Origin of the sequence: Chryseobacterium limigenitum, from assembly GCF_900114875.1 — a bacterium.
GTDB lineage: Bacteria > Bacteroidota > Bacteroidia > Flavobacteriales > Weeksellaceae > Chryseobacterium > Chryseobacterium limigenitum.
In genome coordinates this window covers 93,929-115,040 of record NZ_FPKW01000011.1, presented here as the reverse complement: position 1 = coordinate 115,040, position 21,112 = coordinate 93,929, and the positions used below count along the sequence as shown (strand labels likewise).

The 21,112-nt window shown below is 34.2% G+C and carries 18 protein-coding genes; 16 read left to right on the top strand and 2 right to left on the bottom strand.

Annotated features, from left to right (window positions below):
* Position 1: 1 nt before the first annotated feature.
* From BT156_RS14085 to BT156_RS14060, 6 genes are all read left to right on the top strand, one after another.
* Positions 2-427 carry an SRPBCC family protein gene (locus BT156_RS14085; RefSeq protein ID WP_072410954.1) on the top strand — a complete coding sequence of 142 codons (426 nt, stop codon included), beginning with the start codon at positions 2-4 and terminating at the stop codon, positions 425-427.
* An 83-nt stretch (positions 428-510) separates the two neighbouring features.
* Entirely contained in the window at positions 511-1,533 is a 1,023-nt protein-coding gene (locus BT156_RS14080) for a glutaminyl-peptide cyclotransferase (RefSeq protein ID WP_072410952.1), read from the top strand.
* 145 nt (positions 1,534-1,678) lie between these two features.
* Entirely contained in the window at positions 1,679-2,704 is a 1,026-nt protein-coding gene (locus BT156_RS14075) for a glutaminyl-peptide cyclotransferase (protein ID WP_072410950.1), read from the top strand.
* Between the two features lie 78 nt (positions 2,705-2,782).
* Positions 2,783-3,718 (top strand): hypothetical protein, encoded by a 936-nt coding sequence (locus tag BT156_RS14070; protein WP_083582354.1) that lies wholly within the window; start codon positions 2,783-2,785, stop codon positions 3,716-3,718.
* Positions 3,719-3,757: 39 nt separating this feature from the next.
* Positions 3,758-4,372, top strand: coding sequence for a deoxynucleoside kinase (locus BT156_RS14065; RefSeq protein ID WP_072410946.1), 615 nt, complete (start codon positions 3,758-3,760; stop codon positions 4,370-4,372).
* Positions 4,373-4,460: 88 nt separating this feature from the next.
* Positions 4,461-4,811, top strand: coding sequence for an ArsC/Spx/MgsR family protein (locus tag BT156_RS14060; protein ID WP_072410944.1), 351 nt, complete (start codon positions 4,461-4,463; stop codon positions 4,809-4,811).
* Between the two features lie 60 nt (positions 4,812-4,871).
* Here the strand turns inward: BT156_RS14060 and BT156_RS14055 are convergent, their stop codons facing one another.
* A complete protein-coding gene (locus tag BT156_RS14055) occupies positions 4,872-5,177 on the bottom strand; it encodes a DUF493 family protein (RefSeq protein ID WP_072410942.1) in 306 nt (101 codons plus the stop codon).
* Between the two features lie 42 nt (positions 5,178-5,219).
* Complete coding sequence (locus BT156_RS14050) at positions 5,220-5,891, bottom strand: DUF4197 family protein (protein WP_072410940.1); 672 nt, start codon at positions 5,889-5,891, stop codon at positions 5,220-5,222.
* A gap of 376 nt (positions 5,892-6,267) precedes the next feature.
* On the opposite strand from BT156_RS14050, the gene BT156_RS14045 reads away from it, so the two are divergent.
* The 10 genes from BT156_RS14045 to BT156_RS14000 all read left to right on the top strand — a co-directional run bounded on the left by BT156_RS14045 (position 6,268) and on the right by BT156_RS14000 (position 21,105).
* Complete coding sequence (locus BT156_RS14045; RefSeq protein ID WP_083582353.1) at positions 6,268-9,099, top strand: SusC/RagA family TonB-linked outer membrane protein; 2,832 nt, start codon at positions 6,268-6,270, stop codon at positions 9,097-9,099.
* A gap of 10 nt (positions 9,100-9,109) precedes the next feature.
* Positions 9,110-10,534 carry a RagB/SusD family nutrient uptake outer membrane protein gene (locus tag BT156_RS14040; protein WP_072410936.1) on the top strand — a complete coding sequence of 475 codons (1,425 nt, stop codon included), beginning with the start codon at positions 9,110-9,112 and terminating at the stop codon, positions 10,532-10,534.
* 75 nt (positions 10,535-10,609) lie between these two features.
* Entirely contained in the window at positions 10,610-11,998 is a 1,389-nt protein-coding gene (locus BT156_RS14035; RefSeq protein WP_072410934.1) for a glucoamylase family protein, read from the top strand.
* Positions 11,999-12,229: 231 nt separating this feature from the next.
* Entirely contained in the window at positions 12,230-12,937 is a 708-nt protein-coding gene (locus BT156_RS14030) for a carboxylesterase family protein (protein WP_072410932.1), read from the top strand.
* Positions 12,938-13,159: 222 nt separating this feature from the next.
* Complete coding sequence (bglX, locus tag BT156_RS14025) at positions 13,160-15,490, top strand: beta-glucosidase BglX (RefSeq protein ID WP_072410930.1); 2,331 nt, start codon at positions 13,160-13,162, stop codon at positions 15,488-15,490.
* 112 nt (positions 15,491-15,602) lie between these two features.
* Positions 15,603-16,004, top strand: a complete 402-nt coding sequence (locus BT156_RS14020; protein WP_072410928.1) for a hypothetical protein — start codon at positions 15,603-15,605, stop codon at positions 16,002-16,004.
* 511 nt (positions 16,005-16,515) lie between these two features.
* Entirely contained in the window at positions 16,516-17,943 is a 1,428-nt protein-coding gene (purB, locus tag BT156_RS14015) for an adenylosuccinate lyase (RefSeq protein WP_072410927.1), read from the top strand.
* Positions 17,944-17,986: 43 nt separating this feature from the next.
* Positions 17,987-19,009 carry a hypothetical protein gene (locus BT156_RS14010; RefSeq protein WP_072410926.1) on the top strand — a complete coding sequence of 341 codons (1,023 nt, stop codon included), beginning with the start codon at positions 17,987-17,989 and terminating at the stop codon, positions 19,007-19,009.
* A gap of 31 nt (positions 19,010-19,040) precedes the next feature.
* Entirely contained in the window at positions 19,041-20,000 is a 960-nt protein-coding gene (locus BT156_RS14005; protein ID WP_072410925.1) for a WG repeat-containing protein, read from the top strand.
* Between the two features lie 58 nt (positions 20,001-20,058).
* Complete coding sequence (locus BT156_RS14000) at positions 20,059-21,105, top strand: PDDEXK nuclease domain-containing protein (protein WP_072410924.1); 1,047 nt, start codon at positions 20,059-20,061, stop codon at positions 21,103-21,105.
* Positions 21,106-21,112: the final 7 nt, after the last annotated feature.

Below are 21,112 nucleotides of genomic sequence, written 5' to 3'. Positions count from 1 at the left end.
TATGAATACACCAATCACCGTTCAGTTTAAAATAAATGCCCCGGTTGAAAAAGTCTGGAAGGCATTAACCGATAAAAACGAAATGAAAAACTGGTACTTTGATATTCCGGATTTTGAATTGGAAGTCGGAAAACAGTTTAATTTCTACGAACCTGGAGACGAGAAAAAATATCATCATCAGGGAGATATTTTAGAAATTATTTCACATCAGAAAATGAAACATTCCTGGACTTACCCTGAATTTTCAAATGGGAAAAGTGTTGTGACTTGGGAAATTCAGCCTGATGACAAGGAAACAATCGTTACATTAATTCATGAAAATATTGAAGCATTTAACGATTTAGGTGAAAATTTTTCAAGAGAAAGTTTCTCAGAAGGATGGAACGGAATTATCGGACAAAGTTTAAGACAATATTTGGAGAAATAGATTTCAGGGATATTACAATTTGGCCAGCCTATTAGCAAAGCGGAATAAAATTTGCTATTTTTGGGGAAATATTTTGAAATTCAATGAAAAAAAATATAATTGCAGGTTTTGCAGCAATTTTGTTCTTGACATCTTGTAACAAAGATGAAAAAATTCTGAACAGCTTAAACGATTATAATACCTCTATGGAAACTAAAGGTTATCATTTTGGTGATAAACTGGAGCTTCCAAAAGATGTTGCAGAAAATGCAGAAAATGTTACGATCAGTTTCGGAGACAAAGAAACTTCAAACCTTACGATTGATCCTAAATTCTTTACTTTAGGAGATAATGCAGTAACTTTTAATATCAAAACAAAAGGCGGTGAAACCCTCAATCAGGATGCAACCATCAATGTATTCGCAAAGAATCCTGAGAAAAAAATCTCATATCAAATCATTGCAGAATATCCTCATGATCCTAAAAATTTCGTACAGGGTTTTCAGGTGGAAGGCAATACGATCTATGAAAGTGACGGACAAAACGGTTCTTCTCAGATTTTAAAATATACGTTGGGAACTACAACGCCTCTCGCTTCTACAAAACAGGCTCAGGAAGATTTTTCTGAAGGAAGTACAATTGTTGGGGATAAAGTTTATCAATTAACATGGCAGAGCAAAAAAGGTTATATTTATGATAAAAATTCATTAAAATTATTGTCAAGCTTTGCGTATCCGAATGTGCTGGGAGAAGGTTGGGGATTAACGTATGACGGTAAAAATCTTATCGCATCAGACGGAAGCAAATTATTGTATTTCCTTGACCCGAATAATCCTACAAAATTGGTAAAATACATTGCTGTTGCAGGAAGCTCTCAGGCTTACGATCAATTGAACGAGCTTGAATTCCACAACGGATTTATTTATGCAAACGTTTGGCAGAAACCAATTATTCTAAAAATTAATCCTGAAAATGGGGAAGTAGTCGGAACATTTGATTTTACTGATATTGCAAAACAAAACACGAAAGGAAGCGATGATGTATTGAACGGAATTGCTTTCAAAGGTAAAAATATGTTGGTAACAGGGAAAAACTGGTCTAAAATTTATGAAGTTGCTGTAAAGTAACTTTTAGAAAATAAAATTTGATAATAACACATCAATAGGAACGGGCTTTAGCCCGTTTTTTTATATAACATCGGTCAAATCGGCTTTAGCCAAAACCTAATTTAAGCAATAAATTCCCTATTTTTGAAACATATTTAGATCATCAATGAAAAGAAATATAATAATTGGTTTTGCAGCGGTTTTGTCATTAATTTCCTGTAATAAAGACAAGGAAATATTGGGAAGTTTAAGTGATTATAACAACTCAATGGAAACTAAAGGATATCATTTTGGTGATAAACTTGAGCTTCCGAAAGATGTTACAGAAAACGCCGAAAGTATTAGCATCAGCTTCGGAGAAAAAGAAACATCTGATTTAACGATCGATCCCAAATTTTTCACATTTGGGGATAATGAAGTCACTTTTAACATTAAAACAAAAGGTGGCGAGACATTAAATCAGGATGCAACAATTAATGTATTTACAAAAACTCCAGAGCAAAATATTTCCTACGAAATTGTAAAAGAATATCCTCACGATCCCAATAATTTTGTTGAAGGATTTCTTATCGAAGGCAATACCATTTATGAAAGTGACGGGTTGGCCAATGCTTCTCAATTGATAAAATATACGTTGGGAACTACCACTCCGATTATTACGGAGAAACAGCCTGCTGACATCTTTTCAGAAGGTTGTGCAATCGCTGGTGATAAAATTTATCAGTTAACATATCAGAATAAAAAAGGTTTTGTATACGATAAAAATACTTTAAAGAAAATATCGGAATTTCCTTTACCTAATGAGTTTGGAGAAGGTTGGGGGCTCACTTATGACGGGGAAAACCTGATTGCAGATGACGGTTCAAACAATCTGTATTTTTTGGATGTTAATGATCCTTCAAAAGTGGTGAAAACCGTTCCTGTTGGTGGATATAAAGATATTTATAACCAGATCAATGAACTGGAATATCATAATGGATTTATCTATGCAAATGTTTGGCATAAACCGATTATTTTAAAAATAAATCCTGCAACCGGAGAAACGGTCGGCAAATTTGATTTTACGAAAATCACCGAAGAAAATGCACAGAATGACAGCGAACGCGTTTTAAATGGTATCGCTTTTAAAGGTGATAATATGCTGATTACAGGTAAAAAATGGTCTAAAATTTATGAAGTTGCCATTAAATAAGCAACAATTTCAATTTGAATACAATAAAGTATGTAAATTGGTAGTGTCCACAAAATTTTATCTTAGAAAAAAGAACTTTTGAAATTATTAAACTTATTATTGATCATTCTATTCTGTTCATTGTCTGCACAGAAGTCAATTCCTTTTGATACGTTAATGTTAAAGGAGGCAAAAGATATGCTTGCTGATGATTATGGAAATCTGTACATCTATAAAAACAAGGATTTCAGTTTTACAAAGTATGATTCTTTAGGGAAACAGCTTGGTAAACTGATGTTTACAGTTCCTTTTAAAGTTCAGAATGTTCAGAATCCGTTGAGTATTGCTTTCTTTTCTGAAAATGCTCAGGAAATGAAGTTTGTAGATCAAAATCTTAATGAAATTCAGAAAGTAGATTTTAAACAAAAATTCGGATTTATAAGAATGGCTTACGCAGAAGATCTGCAGCAGTTATGGTTGTTGGATGACAGCATGAAGCGATTAATTCAATATAATTTCAGAAACGAAACAATGATCAATTCTTATCCTTTTGATGCAAGTTTTGACGACTTGATGGATTTGATGGTTTTTGAAAATAAGATCTATATTTTAACCAAAAAGCACATTAAGATTTATAATTTTAAATTTGAAAAGCTCTTTGAAGCTCCCATTGAAAATGGGAAGCGTTTCAGGAGAGAAAATGAATTTATTTTAGTAATTACCAATAATTCGATTTTAAAATACATTCCTGAAAAAGAAATGGTGAAAATTTTTGAAGATCCCGATGCGCAAATTGTGGATAAAAATACCCTTTCTTATTTTGAAATCAAAGCCAACAACCTTTATCTTTACAACCTCGAAAAAAGTAAAGAAACCAAGTGGCAAACAGAGCCTGAACCAGAGAATAAGTCAACGGATCAGCCTATAGGAAAAAGTGAAGAAAAATCTAAAAACGGATCTTCGGAACAACCTGCAGGAGAGAATTTGGAGAAACTGATCAATGAGATTTCCGAAGTTCAGAAGTTTGGTATTTAGTTATATAAGCAATTAAACAGTAAAACATTAAGGGAAATTATGCATATTGCAGTTACAGGGAATATTGGAGCAGGAAAAACTACATTAACGACCTTGCTTTCAAAGCATTACGGATGGGATGCGCAATTTGAAGATGTAGACCATAATCCTTATCTGGAGGATTTTTACGCGGATATGAGCAAATGGAGTTTTGCACTTCAGATCTATTTTTTGGGAAGTAGATTTCGTCAGGTAAAGGAAATCAGAGAGAGTGGAAAAAACATTATCCAGGATCGTACGATATACGAAGACGCTCACATTTTTGCAGAAAACTTAAATGATATGAATCTTCTTTCGACCAGAGATTTTAATAATTATATTTCTGTTTTCGATTTGATGAAAAACTTTGTTTCTGCGCCGGATTTATTAATTTATTTGAAATCTGATGTTCCGAATTTGGTGAAAAAAATATACAAAAGGGGAAGAGAATATGAAGCATCAATCAGTATTGAATATCTTTCAAAACTGAATCAGAAATACGAAAAATGGATCTCGAGTTATACGGAAGGTAAGCTTTTAATTATCGAAGTTGATGATCTTGATTTTGTTGAAAAACCAGAAGATTTCGGATTTATCCTTGAAAAGATAGAAGCAGAACTGAACGGGTTGTTTTAACATTTATTTATCATTAATTAAGAGTCTTATGACTTGATTTGTTACTACATTTGATAGACTCAAGTTTAATTTTTTAAATACAAATAAAATGTTAGTTAAGGTTTTACATAATGGAAATTGTTCAAAATCAAATGCCGTTTTGGAATATTTGGATGAGAATGGAGTGCCGTTTGAGATCATCAATATGACTGAAGATCCACTAAGCATTTTGGAAATTAAAACGGTCTTGAAAAAGCTTAACCAAAGTGTTTTTCATATCATCCGTAAGACTGAAAAATTATACATGGATAATTTTGCCAATAAGAATTATTCTGAAGAAGAGTGGATTAAGATTTTATCTGAAAATCCGTCTCTGATACAAAGGCCAATTTTAATAAAAGGTTCCGTTGCCATGCTGGGAAGACCAATTGATAACGTAAAGTTCTTTATAGAAAAGTAATTTTAACATTAACATTAAAAATATAAACAAAAAGTCAGCATAACGCTGACTTTTTTCTTTTTAAAGAAGAATTACTCCTTCTATTTTTGCGACTTCTTTATAAATTTTAACTACCTGATGAGCATCTAAAACAAATGCATTGATATTGCAGGCTGTATATTTTCCATTTTTACTTTCGCGGTTTCCCAGGGTAAATTTGATTCCGTCAAAAACTCTGTAAATTTCAGTAAGTTTAGACTGATCGGTTGGGATTATGAATTTAAATAAATAATCTTCCGGAAAATCATGATGATCTTCCAGCTTTTCCCTCAAAGAATTATAGAATTCCTCAGGGTTTGCGTGTTGATTTCCTTGTAATATATCCATCTGCAAATTTTAATTTTATATATAAATATAGCGAAATTTTTTTTATTTTCCAAGAGGTCCTAAAAGAGCCTTGGAGTTCTGGTGTTCGTAATCTTCAATGATATTGAATAAGCCATTGACCATTTGTTCGGAAGCCAACTGACTTAAACCTCCCGAGCTTACCGTATTTTTATTTCCCCCAAGCAGACTTCCTAATAAATTGCTTCCGGATAAAGCGGTATTGATGGTTTTAACGATACCGTATTGATTCAATTGTTCATCAACTTTAGGCATAATAGCTGCCACCAATTGTTGCTGAGTTTTTTCTTTCAGTATTTGAGTCGCTGTAGTTCCCTGAATAATTCTCGTAACATCCTGAGCATTCAGGCTGTTCACAGCTCCTTCCAAAATAGGTCTTGAAACATTCACCGTATAGGAAGCCGCCTGAGCGATGTAATCTTTTTCTTTGGCAACCAATGACGGAGCAATTTTTTCTAATGTAGAATTAATATCTCTCAACTCTTTTGGTAAAGCTTTGTCAACCAAATTGTTTTGCAGAAAGGCGTCTTTGTTACCATAAATTCCCATTCCTTTATTGATACCGTTTAATAAAAGCTTTTTAATAACAGAAAGCCCTAAATCGGTAGTCGCTAAAGTAGTGCAAGACTGCATGGTTGTATTGATAATTGTACCGGTACCAATGATTAAAGCAGCAGCTATGATATATTTTTTCATTTATTTTTTATTAATCTTTAACATTCTCAAATTGTGAGCCAAATTTAACGAGTATTCTCTGTTTAACAAAATTTTAAATTTAACTCCTTAAATTGGGACGTTTTTTATGATAAGCTATTGGTGAATCGATTGCATTTTTTCTCTTAATATGTAATTTTATTTAATGAAATGGTATTGAATTTTAATATTACTTATTCTTAATATTGATTTGTTATTAATTTTCAGAATTTTTAAGAAATATTAACTATGTAACATATATTTTTATAATTTTGGCTAATGTCTTTTTTTGAGAAATACGAAACGACTCGAATAAAGATGATAAAAAGACACTAAATCTTTTTATAAATAATTGATTGTACAAATAAATTGAAACTATATGAAACAAAGTGATTTAAAGTATTCTTGTCTCATTGCTGTTCTATACTTTGGTATGAATGTCAATGCGCAGACTACTCCCAAAAAAGATAGTCTGAAAGAGCAGAAGATCGAGGAGGTAGTGATGATTGGATATGGATCTCAGAAAAAAGAAAATGTTACCGGAAGTATTGGCGTTGTTTCTGCAAAAGATCTTGCGGATAAACCCAATGCCAATCCTATTAGTTCTATTCAGGGGAAACTTGCGGGGGTAAACATTACGAATTCTGGTACTCCAGGAGGTTCTCCAAGAGTAGACATTAGAGGGGTTGGTTCTCTTACAGGAAATACCGTTTTTATTGTAGATGGTATGATTACGACTGATATCTCTTATCTTGGTTCTCAGGATATAGAATCAATGAGTGTTTTAAAAGATCCATCGAGTTTGGCTATTTTTGGAGCTCAGGCAGCTAATGGTGCTATTATTATTAAAACCAAAACAGGAAAAGGAAAGCCTGTTTATAATTTTAATTCTTATTTAGGATTTAAAAAGGTAACCAACGTACCTAAAATGGTTAATTCCGATCAGTATGTGGAACTATATAATGAAAAGATAAATAATGATGTTCCTAATCCACTACCTTCAGATTTTATTTCAAGAGGAAATTTTTCCGGAGATACAAAATGGTTTGATGAGATTTTCCGTACAAGCATAATAAATTCCAATGATTTTTCTGCAATGGGAAGTCTGGGAAAACTTAATTATTATGGTAGTGTAGGATATCTTCAGGATGAAGGTAATCTTGCTGCAGGTCAAGGAATTAATTCAGGAAGTGGTTTTAATAGATTTAGCAGTAAATTCAACCTTAGCTATAAAATAACTGATAATATCACGATTGGAGATAATTTCAGTTTTTCTAAAATGCGTACTGATGTAGCACAGAATCCATTGTTAGATGCGTATTCGGCTCCTCCTATATTTTCTGTAATGAATCCTAGCACAGGTGATTATCAGTTTTTTAACGGATATAATATACCTAATCCTAGAGCAAAGTTAGACTTATATCGTTCTCAGGTAAGACAGGAAAGATTGCTTAATAATGTATGGGGAGAATTGAAGTTTTTGAAAAATTTCACATTCAGAACTAGTTATTCAAGTGATAGTTACAGCCCTAGCCAATATGAATATACACCAACACTTGCTTACGTTCCTGCTTCTAGTCAAGTAGCATCTACATTGGTTACAAGAAATTTCAGAAATAGAAACTATGTTTGGGATAATACCATCAATTGGAAAAAAAGCTTAGGAAATCATAATTTAGACGTGCTTGCAGGTTTTTCAAGAACAAGAACTACTTTATCTCAAGATTATAGTTCGGCCAGAAATGTTCAGTATGATGGAACAAATGGTTCTTTAGACATTGCAAATGGTACAAATATTATATATGTAACTGGTGTAGACAGAGATGATAATGTTGTTGCTGGTGTTGATCAAGATCAGCAAAGAATTCAATCTTTCTTTGGAAGATTGAATTATGATTACAAAGGAAAGTATTTATTAAATGCATCTATTCGTAGAGATGCAAGTTCGCAGATCAATGTTGATAGATCTAGAACTTTTCCTGCAATTAGTGCTGGTTGGGTAATATCTAAAGAAGATTTTATGAGCGAGCAGAAAGTTTTCAATTTATTAAAACTTAGAGCTAGTTATGGTGAGTTGGGTAATCCTAATGTAGGTAGAGGATTCAACCAGAATATATCGATTATTGGTGGTGGTGCATATTTTGGAAATGCGGGTTATCCTGCTGCAACTATTGACCAATTTGTAGATACAAATATTGGATGGGAAACTACTACAGGAAAAGATGTTGGTTTAGAAATGGCGTTATTTAATAATAAGCTTAAAATTGATGCAGCTTATTATGATAAAGACTCCAAAAATATAGTTTATAATGTTTTCCAAGGAACGGTATCAGGTGCAAGTAACTGGAATGCATTTAAAACCAATGCCTATTCTTTTAATAACAGAGGTTTTGAAGTGTCTGTTAATTATAACACCAAATTTAGCGAAAATGTTAGCTTTGGAATCTATGGTAATTTTGCCTCTCTTAAAAATGAAATTACATCAGTTTATGGTGGTTCATATTTAGAAACAGGTGCTAGTTTATTTGGAAACTCTATCGTAAGACTACAAACGGGTCAGGCAGTAGGCTCTTACTATGGTTATGATGTAGCTGGTGTATTCCAAACAGATGCAGAAGCTGCAGCATCAGGACAGGCAGGTGCAAAGGCCGGATGGTTTAAGTTTGCAGATCAAGATGGCAATGGAATTATTGACTCAAGAGATAAAACATTCTTAGGAAACCCGATTCCTAAAGGGACTTATGGTTTTGGAGTTAATTTTAATATTTATGCAATTGATATCGCTGTTGATTTCCAAGGTGTATTTGGTAATAAAATATACAATTATAATCGTGAACAACGTTTTGGTAGCGAAACTTGGGACTTAGATATGTATGAAAACAGATGGCATGGAGCAGGTACTTCTAATACCAATTCTATGATTACATCAAATCAATTAGTTATTGCACCCAATAGCTTTTACGTTGAAGATGGAAGTTATATCAGAATTAGAAATATTCAGGTTGGGTATAATTTGCCAAAAGAATTTGCCAAAGCTCTTTCTATCACAAAATTAAGATTATATGTGAGCACACAAAATCCTTGGACAAGTTTCAAATATCATGGTTTCTCACCGGAGATTACCAATACGGATAGAGTACAAATGGGAATTGATAATAATATTTACCCAATCTCTGCAATTTATACAGTAGGTATGAATTTAACATTTTAATTAAAACATCATGAAAAAAATATTTTTAACACTTTCTATATTTTCATTAATCGTAAGTTGTAATGATGATTTTGTAGATATTAAGGATGAGGGAGAAAAAGATGTATCAAATTTCTTCACGACACAGGATGACGCTATGCAGGCAACCACTGCAATTTATAGTTTTTTAAGAAGTTGGGAAAATACAGGTTTCCCTGCGCAATACGTATTTGGGGTACCAGGTGATGATGTAGAAAAAGGATCTAATCCTGGAGATGCTTCATTTATCAATGCCTATGATAACTTTACATTTACATTAAGTGATGATGGAGTAAGAGGATATTGGATTGGACAATGGCAAGCTGTTAACAGAGCAAACCAAGTGATTACAAACGTTCCAAAAATAGACATGGATGCTACGCTTAAAAACAGATTGATAGCTGAAGCAAAAATGTTAAGAGCTTATTTCTATTTCAATTTGGTGAGAATTTATGGTGGAGTTCCTATATATGATGGATTACCGGCAGATGGAAATTATTTGAAAGCGAGAAACTCTACAACAGAAGTTTATAATTTTATAGTTTCTGATCTTACTGCAGCGGCAGCGGTTTTACCTCAGACATATTCTGCCGCAGATCGTGGAAGAGTAACAAAAGGGGCGGCTTTGGGATTACTTTCAAAGGTATATCTTTATATGAAAGATTATCAAAAAGCATATGATACTTCAACACAGGTAATTGGAATGGGATATAGTTTAGATCCGGATTTCAATCATTTATTCAGACCAGCCGGAGAATTTGGTACAGAATCTGTTTTTGAAGTCAATTGTGATTGTGCTGCAGGATTCGGAGGAAGTCAGTATGCAGAAGTTCAAGGGGTGAGAAATCAATATGGATGGGGTTTTTTTACTCCTACTCAAGCTTTAGAAAATGCATTTGAGCCGGGAGATATCAGAAAAGAATTAACTATTCTGAGAGAGGGAGAAACAACTCTTGAAGGAGATTTGATTCACAAAGGAGATCCTCAAGCAGGAAATTCTTGGAATCAAAAAGTTTATGTACCATCATCTTTAAATAATAATGCTTGTGGATATGGCTCTATTCAAAATATAAGAATATTAAGATTTGCTGATATTCTTCTAATAAATGCAGAAGCTGCCAATGAATTAGGAAATACTGCTGCCGCTGTTTTAAATATTAATAAAGTAAGAACTAGAGCTCAGCTTGCTAATACTACTGCTACTACTCAGACTGCACTTAGAGCTGCTATTTGGCAAGAAAGAAGAGTAGAATTAGCGATGGAAAATGATAGATTTCCAGATCTAGTAAGAACAGGACAAGCTGCTACGTTTTTAGGATCTAAAGGATTTGTAACTGGAAAAAATGAACTTTTCCCAATTCCTTTGGATGCAATGAATCAAAGTAACGGGCTTTTTACTCAAAACCCCGGCTATTAAAATTAAATAATAAACTTTAGAGGAGAATGAAAGTTCTCCTCTTCTTTTAGGGATGATTTTAAAAATAAATGAATTATGAAAAGGATAACACTATCAATTGCTGTAGCATCATTATTTGCAGTTTCATGCAAGAACTCCCAAAATGCAAAACAAGAATCTATTCAAAAATCAGTCGTAAAAAGCAATATCACAGATGAGCAACTCATGGACAAAGTTCAGATGGATGCTTTAAAATATTTCTGGGATTATGCAGAGCCGAATTCTATGTTGGGAAGAGAGCGCTATCACGAAGACAATATCTATCCGGATAATGATAAACATGTAGTCACTACAGGAGGATCAGGATTTGGATTAGCAACTATTTTGGTAGGAGTTGAAAGAGGTTTTGTTCCAAGAAAAGAAGCGGTAAAAAGATTGACAACGATGATGGATTTCCTTGCAAAAGCAGACCGCCATAAAGGTGCCTGGTCGCACTGGATCAATGGCGAAACAGGAAAAACTGTGCCTTTTGGAAAGAAAGATAATGGCGGAGATCTGGTAGAAACAGCGTTTTTAACTTCGGGAATTTTGATGGTTCGTGAATACTTCAAAAACGGAAATGCCGAAGAAAGAGCATTAGCCCAAAAATGTGACGAACTTTGGAAAGGCATTCAATGGAACTGGTACACAAAAGGAGGCGAAAAAGTCCTTTATTGGCACTGGTCACCGGAATATCAATGGGAAATGAATTTTCCTCTTGAAGGCTATAACGAATGCTTAATCACTTATATTTTAGCGGCATCATCGCCTACTTATTCAATCGATGCCGAAACCTATTACAAAGGGTGGACAAGAAACGGAACCTACCTTTCAGACAAAGAAAAATACGGACTTCCAATGTACGTAAAGCACAATTATGCCGAAGAATATGGCGGACCATTATTTTGGGCTCACTATTCATACATCGGTCTAGATCCGACAGGTTTATCCGATAAATTAATCAAAAATTATTTTGATTTAAATAAAAATCAAGTCCTTATCGACTACAAGTACTGCGTTGAAAACCCAAAACAATGGAAAGGCTACGGGCCGGATTATTGGGGATTAACAGCCGGTTATTCAAGAAACAAAGACGGAAGCGTTGGCTACGATGCTCATTTTCCACAAAATGATCACGGAGTAATCACTCCGACTGCGGCTTTGAGCAGTTTTCCGTATTCACCAAAAGAATCAATGGATTTCTTAAGGTTTATTTATACTCAAAAACCTGAATTTATAGGTTCTGCAGGGCCTTATGATGCCACCTCTATCAATTATGATAATTGGACAACTCCAAGATATTTAGCAATCGATCAGGGAACAATTGCTCCGATGATTGAAAACTACAGAACAGGATTTTTATGGAAACTATTCATGAACGCTCCTGAAATACAGCAAGGATTGAAGAAATTGAGCTTCAAGTCTGAAAAATATAACATTAAATAGTATCTTTTTAGGAGCTTAATCCCGCTTTCCGCACTCGCTATTTTGTGGGTTTCGGCGGCGGCTTTGCCGCCGCCGAAACCCACAAAATGAGCTCAAACAAATGCTTCAATCGGGGCTAGTGAATGAAATAATTGAATTTTTAGAATAACATTTTACATCAATAGGAACGGGTTTTAACCCGTTTGACAAAAAAATTAAATCAAACGGCTTTAGCCAAAACCTAATATTAAAATGAAATTAAAACTAAAACACCTCCCAATTTTACTTCTTCCATTTTCTCTAAGTGTAAACGCTCAGGAAATCAAAGGAGAACTAAACAAAGAAATCAAGAGACAGGAAAAAATATCCTACATTCTTGATTACCCACAAAAGGTAAAAGGAAACGTACCTTTAATCGTGTTTCTTCACGGTTCTGGAGAAAGAGGAACTAATCTGGAGATGGTAAAAGCGCACAGCCCGTTCACGTATAAAAACCTGATCAAGGAACCTGTAGCAATTTTGGCGCCTCAATGTCCCGCAAATTCTTGGTGGGATACAGAAACTCTTTATCAATTAATTAAAGAAATTCAGACAAAATATAAGATTGATGCTTCCAGAATTTATCTTACCGGACTTTCAATGGGAGGTTGGGGAACATTGAAACTGGCAATGGAGCATCCTGAGATGTTTGCTGCCGTAGTTTCAGTTTGCGCTCCGACGGATAGAATAATGGAAGCGAATATCGATCAGTACAAAGATTTAAACATGAAAATTTTTCATGGCGGAATGGACGACGTAGTTTTACCCGAAAATGCATTAAATTTCTACCAAAAACTACATCCTGTAAATCCAACCGCAGAATTAACAATTTTCCCTAATGACAACCATAATTCATGGGACTCGACCTATTCAAATCCTGGACTGTACGAATGGATGCTGTCAAAGAAGAAAGAGAAATAATTATTATTTAGAAGGTAAAGTTTAAAACCTTTGCTGAGTGAAATTGAAAATTAGACGTAGTTAAATGCCCTTGCGCCTTAAAAGCATAAAGTTTATCAAAAAACTTTGCACCTTTGCGTTTAACCAACCAAAAATTAAAACAAAAAATAGAACTATAATTTATAACGAAGATAGATTTATGAAATCGAAGATTCACGAATACCATAAAAAAATGAAGATATAATGAGTAAAAAGTTAATTGTAATCGCCACTTTAGCACTGGCACCTGTGTTTTCGGCGCAGGAAATGGTAAATAAGCCCGTTCAGTCTTACCAGACGGCTCAATATCAGGCTAAAAAGAAAGCTTTTATAGATAATCTTTTGTCTAAAATGACTTTAGATGAAAAGATCGGACAGATGAATTTACCAAGTTCAGGTGACTTTACTACAGGTCTGGCTCAAAGTTCCGATATCGGAAAAAAAGTGGAGCAGGGGTTAGTTGGTGGACTATTCAACATAAAAGGAGCGGATAAAATCAAAGCAGTTCAAAAAGTAGCAGTGGAAAAAAGCCGTCTTAAAATTCCTTTGATTTTCGGAATGGACGTTATCCACGGTTACGAAACTACTTTCCCTATTCCATTAGGTTTAGCAGCTTCTTGGGATATGAATTTGGTTCAGCAGTCAGCAAGAGTTGCTGCAAAAGAAGCAGCTTCAGACGGAATCAACTGGACGTTCTCTCCAATGGTTGACATTTCCCGTGAACCAAGATGGGGTAGAGTTTCCGAAGGTTCCGGTGAAGATCCGTATTTAGGAAGTGAAATCGCTAAAAATATGGTGTACGGTTACCAAGGAAAAGATTTGGCAAACGGAACGAATATTTTAGCTTGTGTTAAGCACTTTGCACTGTACGGAGCTGGTGAAGCTGGTAGAGATTATAACACTGTTGATATGAGTCACGTGAGAATGTTCAACGAATATTTTCCGCCTTATAAAGCGGCTGTTGATGCCGGAGTAGCTTCTGTGATGGCTTCTTTCAATGAAGTTGACGGAGTTCCTGCAACAGGAAACAGATGGCTTCAAACTGAGGTTTTAAGAAACAAATGGAACTTTAAAGGTTTTGTAGTAACAGATTACACCGGAATCAACGAAATGGTTGACCACGGAATGGGAGATCTTCAGCAGGTTTCTGCATTGGCTTTAAAAGCCGGAGTTGACATGGATATGGTTGGCGAAGGATTTTTAACAACACTTAAAAAATCTTTAGCAGAAGGAAAAGTAACTCAGGCTGAAATCGATTTGGCGACAAAAAGAATTCTTGAATCAAAATACGATCTAGGTTTGTTTGATAATCCTTACAAACACGGAGATACAAAATTAGCAGCGAAAGAGGTTTACAGCATAGAAAACCGTAACATCGCGAGAAATGCTGCTGCTCAGTCAATGGTTTTAATGAAAAATGATAACCAAGTTCTTCCTTTGAAAAAATCAGGAACTGTTGCGGTGATCGGACCATTGGTAAATAACTCATTAAACATGGCCGGAACTTGGAGTGTTGCAGCAAAGCATGACAAAGCGGTTAATTTAATGCAGGGTCTTCAGGCTAATTTCGGGAAAGAAGTAAAATTCATTTCTGCAAAAGGTGCCAACATCGATTATGATGCAAAACTAGAAGATATCTACGCTGCTCACGGAAAAAAAACCGACAGAGACAATCGTTCAAAAGAGGTCTTATTAAAAGAAGCTGTTGACGTTGCAAGCAAGGCAGACGTTATCGTTCTAGCGATCGGTGAATCTGCAGAAATGAGCGGAGAATCTTCTTCAAGAACTGAAATTACGATTCCTCAGTCTCAGGTAGATTTATTGAACGAATTAAAAAAGACTGGAAAACCAATCGCAATGGTACTTTTCACGGGTCGTCCGTTAGCTTTGACGAATGTAAAAGATACGCCTGATGCAATTCTTAATGTTTGGTTCGCGGGTTCAGAAGCCGGAAATGCTATTTCTGACGTTCTTTTCGGAAAAGTAAATCCTTCAGGAAAACTTCCGATGACTTTCCCAAGAAGTTTAGGACAGGTTCCTATTTATTATAATGCTAAAAATACAGGTCGCCCGTTAGACCAAAAATTAGTTGATAAATGTGAATACCAAAGATTCCGTTCAAACTATATGGATGAGTGTAATACGCCGTTGTATCCGTTTGGTTACGGGTTGAGTTATACGAAATTCAATTATTCTGACATAACAGTTTCTAATGCTAATCCAAAAGGAGATCAGACGGTTCAGGCTTCTGTAACGGTTACGAATTCTGGAAATTATGATGGAGCTGAGGTTGTTCAGTTGTACATCAGAGATATGGTGGGAAGCATCACGAGACCTGTAAAAGAGTTAAAAGGTTTCCAAAAAGTAATGCTGAAAAAAGGAGAATCTAAGAAAATCACTTTCGATATCACTCCTGAAAGCTTAAAATTCTACAACGGAGATTTAAAATTCGATTGGGAATCCGGAGATTTCGACATTATGATCGGAACCAATTCTGAGGATGTAAAACATTCAAAAATCAATTGGACAAAATAATATTTCTAAGCCACTCAAAATGAGTGGCTTTTTTTGTATCTTAGAATTAAATTAACTAATACCATATTTTTGGCACACTTTTTACCAAATTGAAAACAATTAAAATTAAAATATGAAAAAAACAGTTTTATTAGGTGCGATGTTCCTTGGTTCATTAGTTTTCGCACAGAAAGTTGGCGGAGACAGGGATGTTCACGGATGTATCGGCTCAGCGGGATACACGTATTCGCAAATTAAGAATGAGTGTGTAAGAGTTTTCGAGCAGAAAATTAAACTGAACGAAGTAAGCACAGATAAAAGTTATTCTACAAGAACGGCTGTTATTTTTAGTAAAAACATGCAAAAAGCTGAAATTTTTATTCCGGATGGAAGTGCAAAAAGCATAATTCTTGACAGACAGGGAAAAAGCAAACTTTGGAAAAGCGGAAAACAGATTAAAGATAGCTACGTTTTAGTCCCTTACAAAAAGACTGGTTATCAAATTAAAAAAGATGATGTAGTAATCTATCAATAAACAGAAAAACAGGAAATCAATTTGGTTTCCTGTTTTTTTATGTTGAAATTTAATCTTTGTAGCTTTTTGACTCCATCGAATTGTAGTTTTATTGTTTTTAAGGAGCAATTTCCCGCTATCCACTATATCTTTTTTATTACGGCCTCCGCTTCGCTCCGGCCGCAACAAAAAAGGATGCCGTTCCTATCGGGGCTAAGGTATTTGTCGTTCTTTCAGCATTTGTCATGAACCGAAGGTGAAACTATCTCATGAAAAATTTAGTAATAAAAAAGATTGCTTCGTCGCTACACTCCTCGCAATGACCTAAGAAATGCTTTTGCGAACTTAAAAGTGTAAGGTAATTTAAAAAAAACTGTGCAAGTCTACGGTCAAAAAATAAGAAATGCAGGCTTCACCCCGTGTAAATAAAACGTAATTGGTATTTAATCTTAATCAAAACCTAAAACCACCTCCACAATTTTTCTCTCTCAACCAAAATCCGTATTTTTGTGCATCTAAAAGTAAAAGAAGAATGAATTCCTACAAAAATCCATTGGAAGAGCGCTACTCCAGTGAAGAAATGTTATTTAATTTCTCACATAATAACAAATTTCGTACTTGGAGACAGCTTTGGATCGCTCTTGCAGAGATCGAAAAAGACCTTGGTCTTGAAATTTCTGACGAGCAGATCGCAGAGTTGAAAGCCAATGCTGAAAACATCGATTACGATAAAGCAGCAGAGTATGAGAAAAAATTCCGTCATGATGTTATGGCTCACGTTCACGCGTATGGTGATGTGGCGCCTTCAGCAAAAGGGATTATACATTTGGGAGCTACTTCGGCGTTTGTAGGGGACAATACAGATTTAATTCAAATCCGTGACGGACTATTAATTTTAAAGAAAAAATTAGTAAACGTAATGAAAAATCTTGCGGATTTTTCTATTCAATATAAAGACCTTCCAACGTTAGGATTTACGCATTTTCAACCAGCTCAGTTAACGACTGTTGGAAAAAGAGCGACACTTTGGTTACAGAGTTTGGTTCTTGACATCGAAGAACTTGATTTCTTCCTAGAAACACTACGTTTCAGAGGAGTAAAAGGAACAACAGGAACTGCTGCAAGTTTCCTAGAGCTTTTCAACGGTGATTACTCTAAAGTGAAACACTTAGATAAAGAATTGTCAAAAAGATTCGGTTTCGATAAAGTGTTTGGAGTTTCCGGTCAGACTTATGACAGAAAGATTGATGCTAAGGTTGTTGCTTTATTAGGAAACATCGCTCAGTCGGCTCACAAATTCTCAAATGATTTACGTCTTCTTCAAAATCTTAAAGAAGTTGAAGAACCATTCGAGAAAAACCAAATCGGTTCATCTGCAATGGCTTACAAACGTAATCCAATGAGAAGCGAAAGAATCGGAGCGCTGGCAAAATATGTCATGTCTTTGACAACAAGTTCTGCAATGGTAGCTTCTACGCAATGGTTTGAAAGAACATTGGACGATTCTGCTAACAAGAGATTGACGATTCCACAAGCGTTTTTAGCGGTTGACGCTATTCTATTAATTTGGAACAACATCATGAACGGAATCGTAGTTTATCCAAACAGAATCAACAAACATATTGAAGAAGAACTTCCTTTCATGGCGACTGAATACATCATCATGGAAGAAGTGAAAGCTGGTGGTGACCGTCAGGAAATCCACGAAGTGATCAGGGTTCACTCAATGGAGGCTTCTAAAAAGGTAAAAGAAGAAGGTAAAGAAAATGATCTGATTGAAAGAATCTTAAACGATGATTCTTTAAAATTGGATAAAACGAAATTAAAAGAAGTTTTAGACCCTAAAAACTTTATCGGTTTTGCTCCGATTCAGACGGAAGAATTCATCAACAATGAAGTTCAACCGATTCTGGACGTAAACAAAGATCTGATAGGTTTGGAGGCTGACCTTAAAGTATAAATCAATATGCAGTCTTTTCGGCTGCATATTTTTTTGAATTGATATGAAGTTTTACGCATTTTTTATTCTGATACTATTTCCTGTGATTGTATTTTCTCAGGATTTAAAGCCGAATAAGAAAATAAAATCTGATACAGATTTCAATCATACAATTTTAGGAATTACAGCTCCAATGAACTTGGGTGAATTTTCAAGAACAGCTTTGTTTACTAATTCTAAAAATGACAGTGTTTTTGCTGCTGAATATGAAAATAAAGACAATGATGCATTGTTTAAATTCAAAATTATTCCGGCTTTTCTTGATGAAGAGAGACTTTTGAATCATTATTATAAAGAACTTAACGAAAGGAAATATACACCTCAAGAAAGAGAGAAAGTAAATAAAACAATAGTTTTTCAAGAAGGAAAATTTAAACTTCATGGCATCAGTACCTATTTTAGCCATCTTAACAAGTTGATTAACGTAAGATTTTATGATGCCGGATTTTGGATGTTTATCTCAGAAATAAGTCAAAAAGGTAATGATACTTTGGCTTTAGATGCAAAGCAAGATGAGTTTTTAAAGAGACTAATGCCTTCAAAGATTGTAGAGAAGAACCCGTTAACTAGATATTCAAATATTCATTATGCACGTGCTGCTTTTCGTGATACTCTGATGCTAAGAAGTACAATGAGTAGTGCAACGAATAAGCTGAAATGGATATATGAAAATATTGATAAATATGAGAGAGCATCAGGAATTCCGGGAACTCTTTTAGAATATCAAATTGCTGGGATTAACGGTTTTATAGATTATAAGACAGAAAAAAATCCCAAACCTAGTAATGGTGGCATTGCAACAAATAAGCTGATTTCTTTTTTTACCAAACTTAGGAATGATGGTTTTACAGATGAATTTTTGATGGAGAATTATTATTATTTATTAACACCTCCAGAAAATCATCAGTTTGACTACAGAGGTTATCAAAAATGGAAAATGGAAAACTCAATGGATTATAATGTTTCTCAGAAATACTATATTATTGTAAATTCGCGTAAGAAGACCAACCTGAGTAAAGACGAATAATTAAAATTGAGGTTTAATCATCTACTACAACATGAAGAAAGTACTTTTATTCATTTCATTGATTCCAATGATTTCCTTTTCTCAGAAGAAGGATGTTTTAAAGTACTTCATATCGAAAGATTCTTTGGTTGGAGTAAAAAATAAAGACGGTAAAATTATCGTTCCTGCGCAGTTCAGAATTTTTTCAAACATTGAAAATGGTGAATTGGTTGAAGGAGAAACGATCTATTTTGATGGTTTTAAAAAAGATGAAGAAAAGGAGAAAAATGCTTGGGGATATGTTTATGATAAAAAAGGAAATTTCCTGTACAGACCTTTCTTGTACGACAGCGGAGCAGATTATTTCGAAGAAGGAGTAAGAAGGTTCGTTAAAAATGGGAAAGTCGGTTTTGCAGGCAGAAATGGTAAAACTGTTATTGAAGCTAAATATGATTTTGTATCGCCTTTCAATTATGGATATGCCGCCTTTTGCGATGGCTGCGATTGGGGAAAAACCGAAGAAGAACACAAAGCAATCGTTGGAGGAACTTGGGGAGTGATGAATTTCAAAGGTGAAATCATTCAACCCATTTCAAAATCCGAAAATGCTGTAGAAATTAATGGGAAATATTATCCGTATCCATTCAAATACAATGAAAAAGAGAAGAGTATTCTTCAGTTTTTCGAAAAACAAAATAAACAGCTTTCCGATATTTATTACGTAAATCATTATAATAAATTGTCTGAAAATGAAAAAAAATTATTATTTGAAATCGTGGAAAGACCAAAAGAAAATTTTCCATTCTATCAGGTAAATACATATGATTACAGAAAAATGGAAGCAGGAATATCCAATTTTAAATTTCTGGTTTCAGAAAACGGAAAAAATGTTTTAGCTCTGGAATTTGACAATGAAAAGATTCCTTTTGAAAAATGGCTTAAAGATGAAATGAAAGAAGCTGAAGAATTTCAAAAAGAACATCCCGATAATCCGAACAAATTAAGTAAATAAGTCCAGTAACAAGAAAATTTCAGAATTATTAATTTTTAAAATTGATTATTTAAAGATAATGCTACAGAATCAAAATCATCAACAATTAATGACCGATTTAAAAGAACTGGTTGCCAAGACGAGAAGTCAGGTAGCTGTTCAGGTAAATTCGGCAATGGTGGTTTTATATTGGAAAGTTGGACAAAGAATAAATGAAGATATCTTAGGAAATAAAAGAGCAGAGTATGGTAAAGAGGTAATTTCACAAATCTCTCACCAACTTACTTTTGAATTTGGAAGTTCTTTTTCAGAAAAAAATATCCGAAAAATGATGCAGTTTGCTTCTGTTTTTGGGAATTTTGAAATTGTCGCATCAGCGATGCGACAATTATCGTGGACCCATTTCTTGTTACTTATTCCTATTTCTGAAGATACTAAAAGAGATTTTTATATTGAAGTTTGTAAGATTGAAAACTGGAGTGTAAGAACTTTGAGAGAAAAGATTAACTCTTTACTTTTTGAGCGAACTGCGATAAGCAGAAAGCCGGAAGGAGTAATTAATAAGGAACTGAAAAATTGGTCTGAGAATAATATTTTAAATCCAGATCTGATTTTTAAAGATCCTTATTTTTTAGATTTTTTGGAATTGAAAGATACGTTTTCTGAAAAGGATTTAGAGGAAGCAATAATTGTTGAGCTTCAAAAATTTATTTCTGAATTAGGAAATGATTTTGCATTTCTCTCAAGACAAAAAAGGATTACAATCGATAATAGAGATTACTATTTAGATTTACTTTTCTATCATAGAAAATTAAAATCTTTAGTAGTTATCGAGTTGAAATTGGGAGAATTTGAAGCTGCACATAAAGGTCAAATGGAGCTTTATCTTTCATATCTTAATGCATATGAAAAAGTGGAAGGCGAAAACCCGCCGATTGGTTTAATTCTTTGTTCCGGAAAAAATTCCGAACATATCGAACTAATGAATCTGGAAGCAGATAACATAAAAGTTGCAGAATATTTTCTTGTATTACCTTCAAAAAAAGTTTTACTTGAAAAATTCCACCGTTCGATAGAAATCGCAAGGAATAAATTTGAAAATAAAAATAAGTCTAATAATATTTAAATATCTG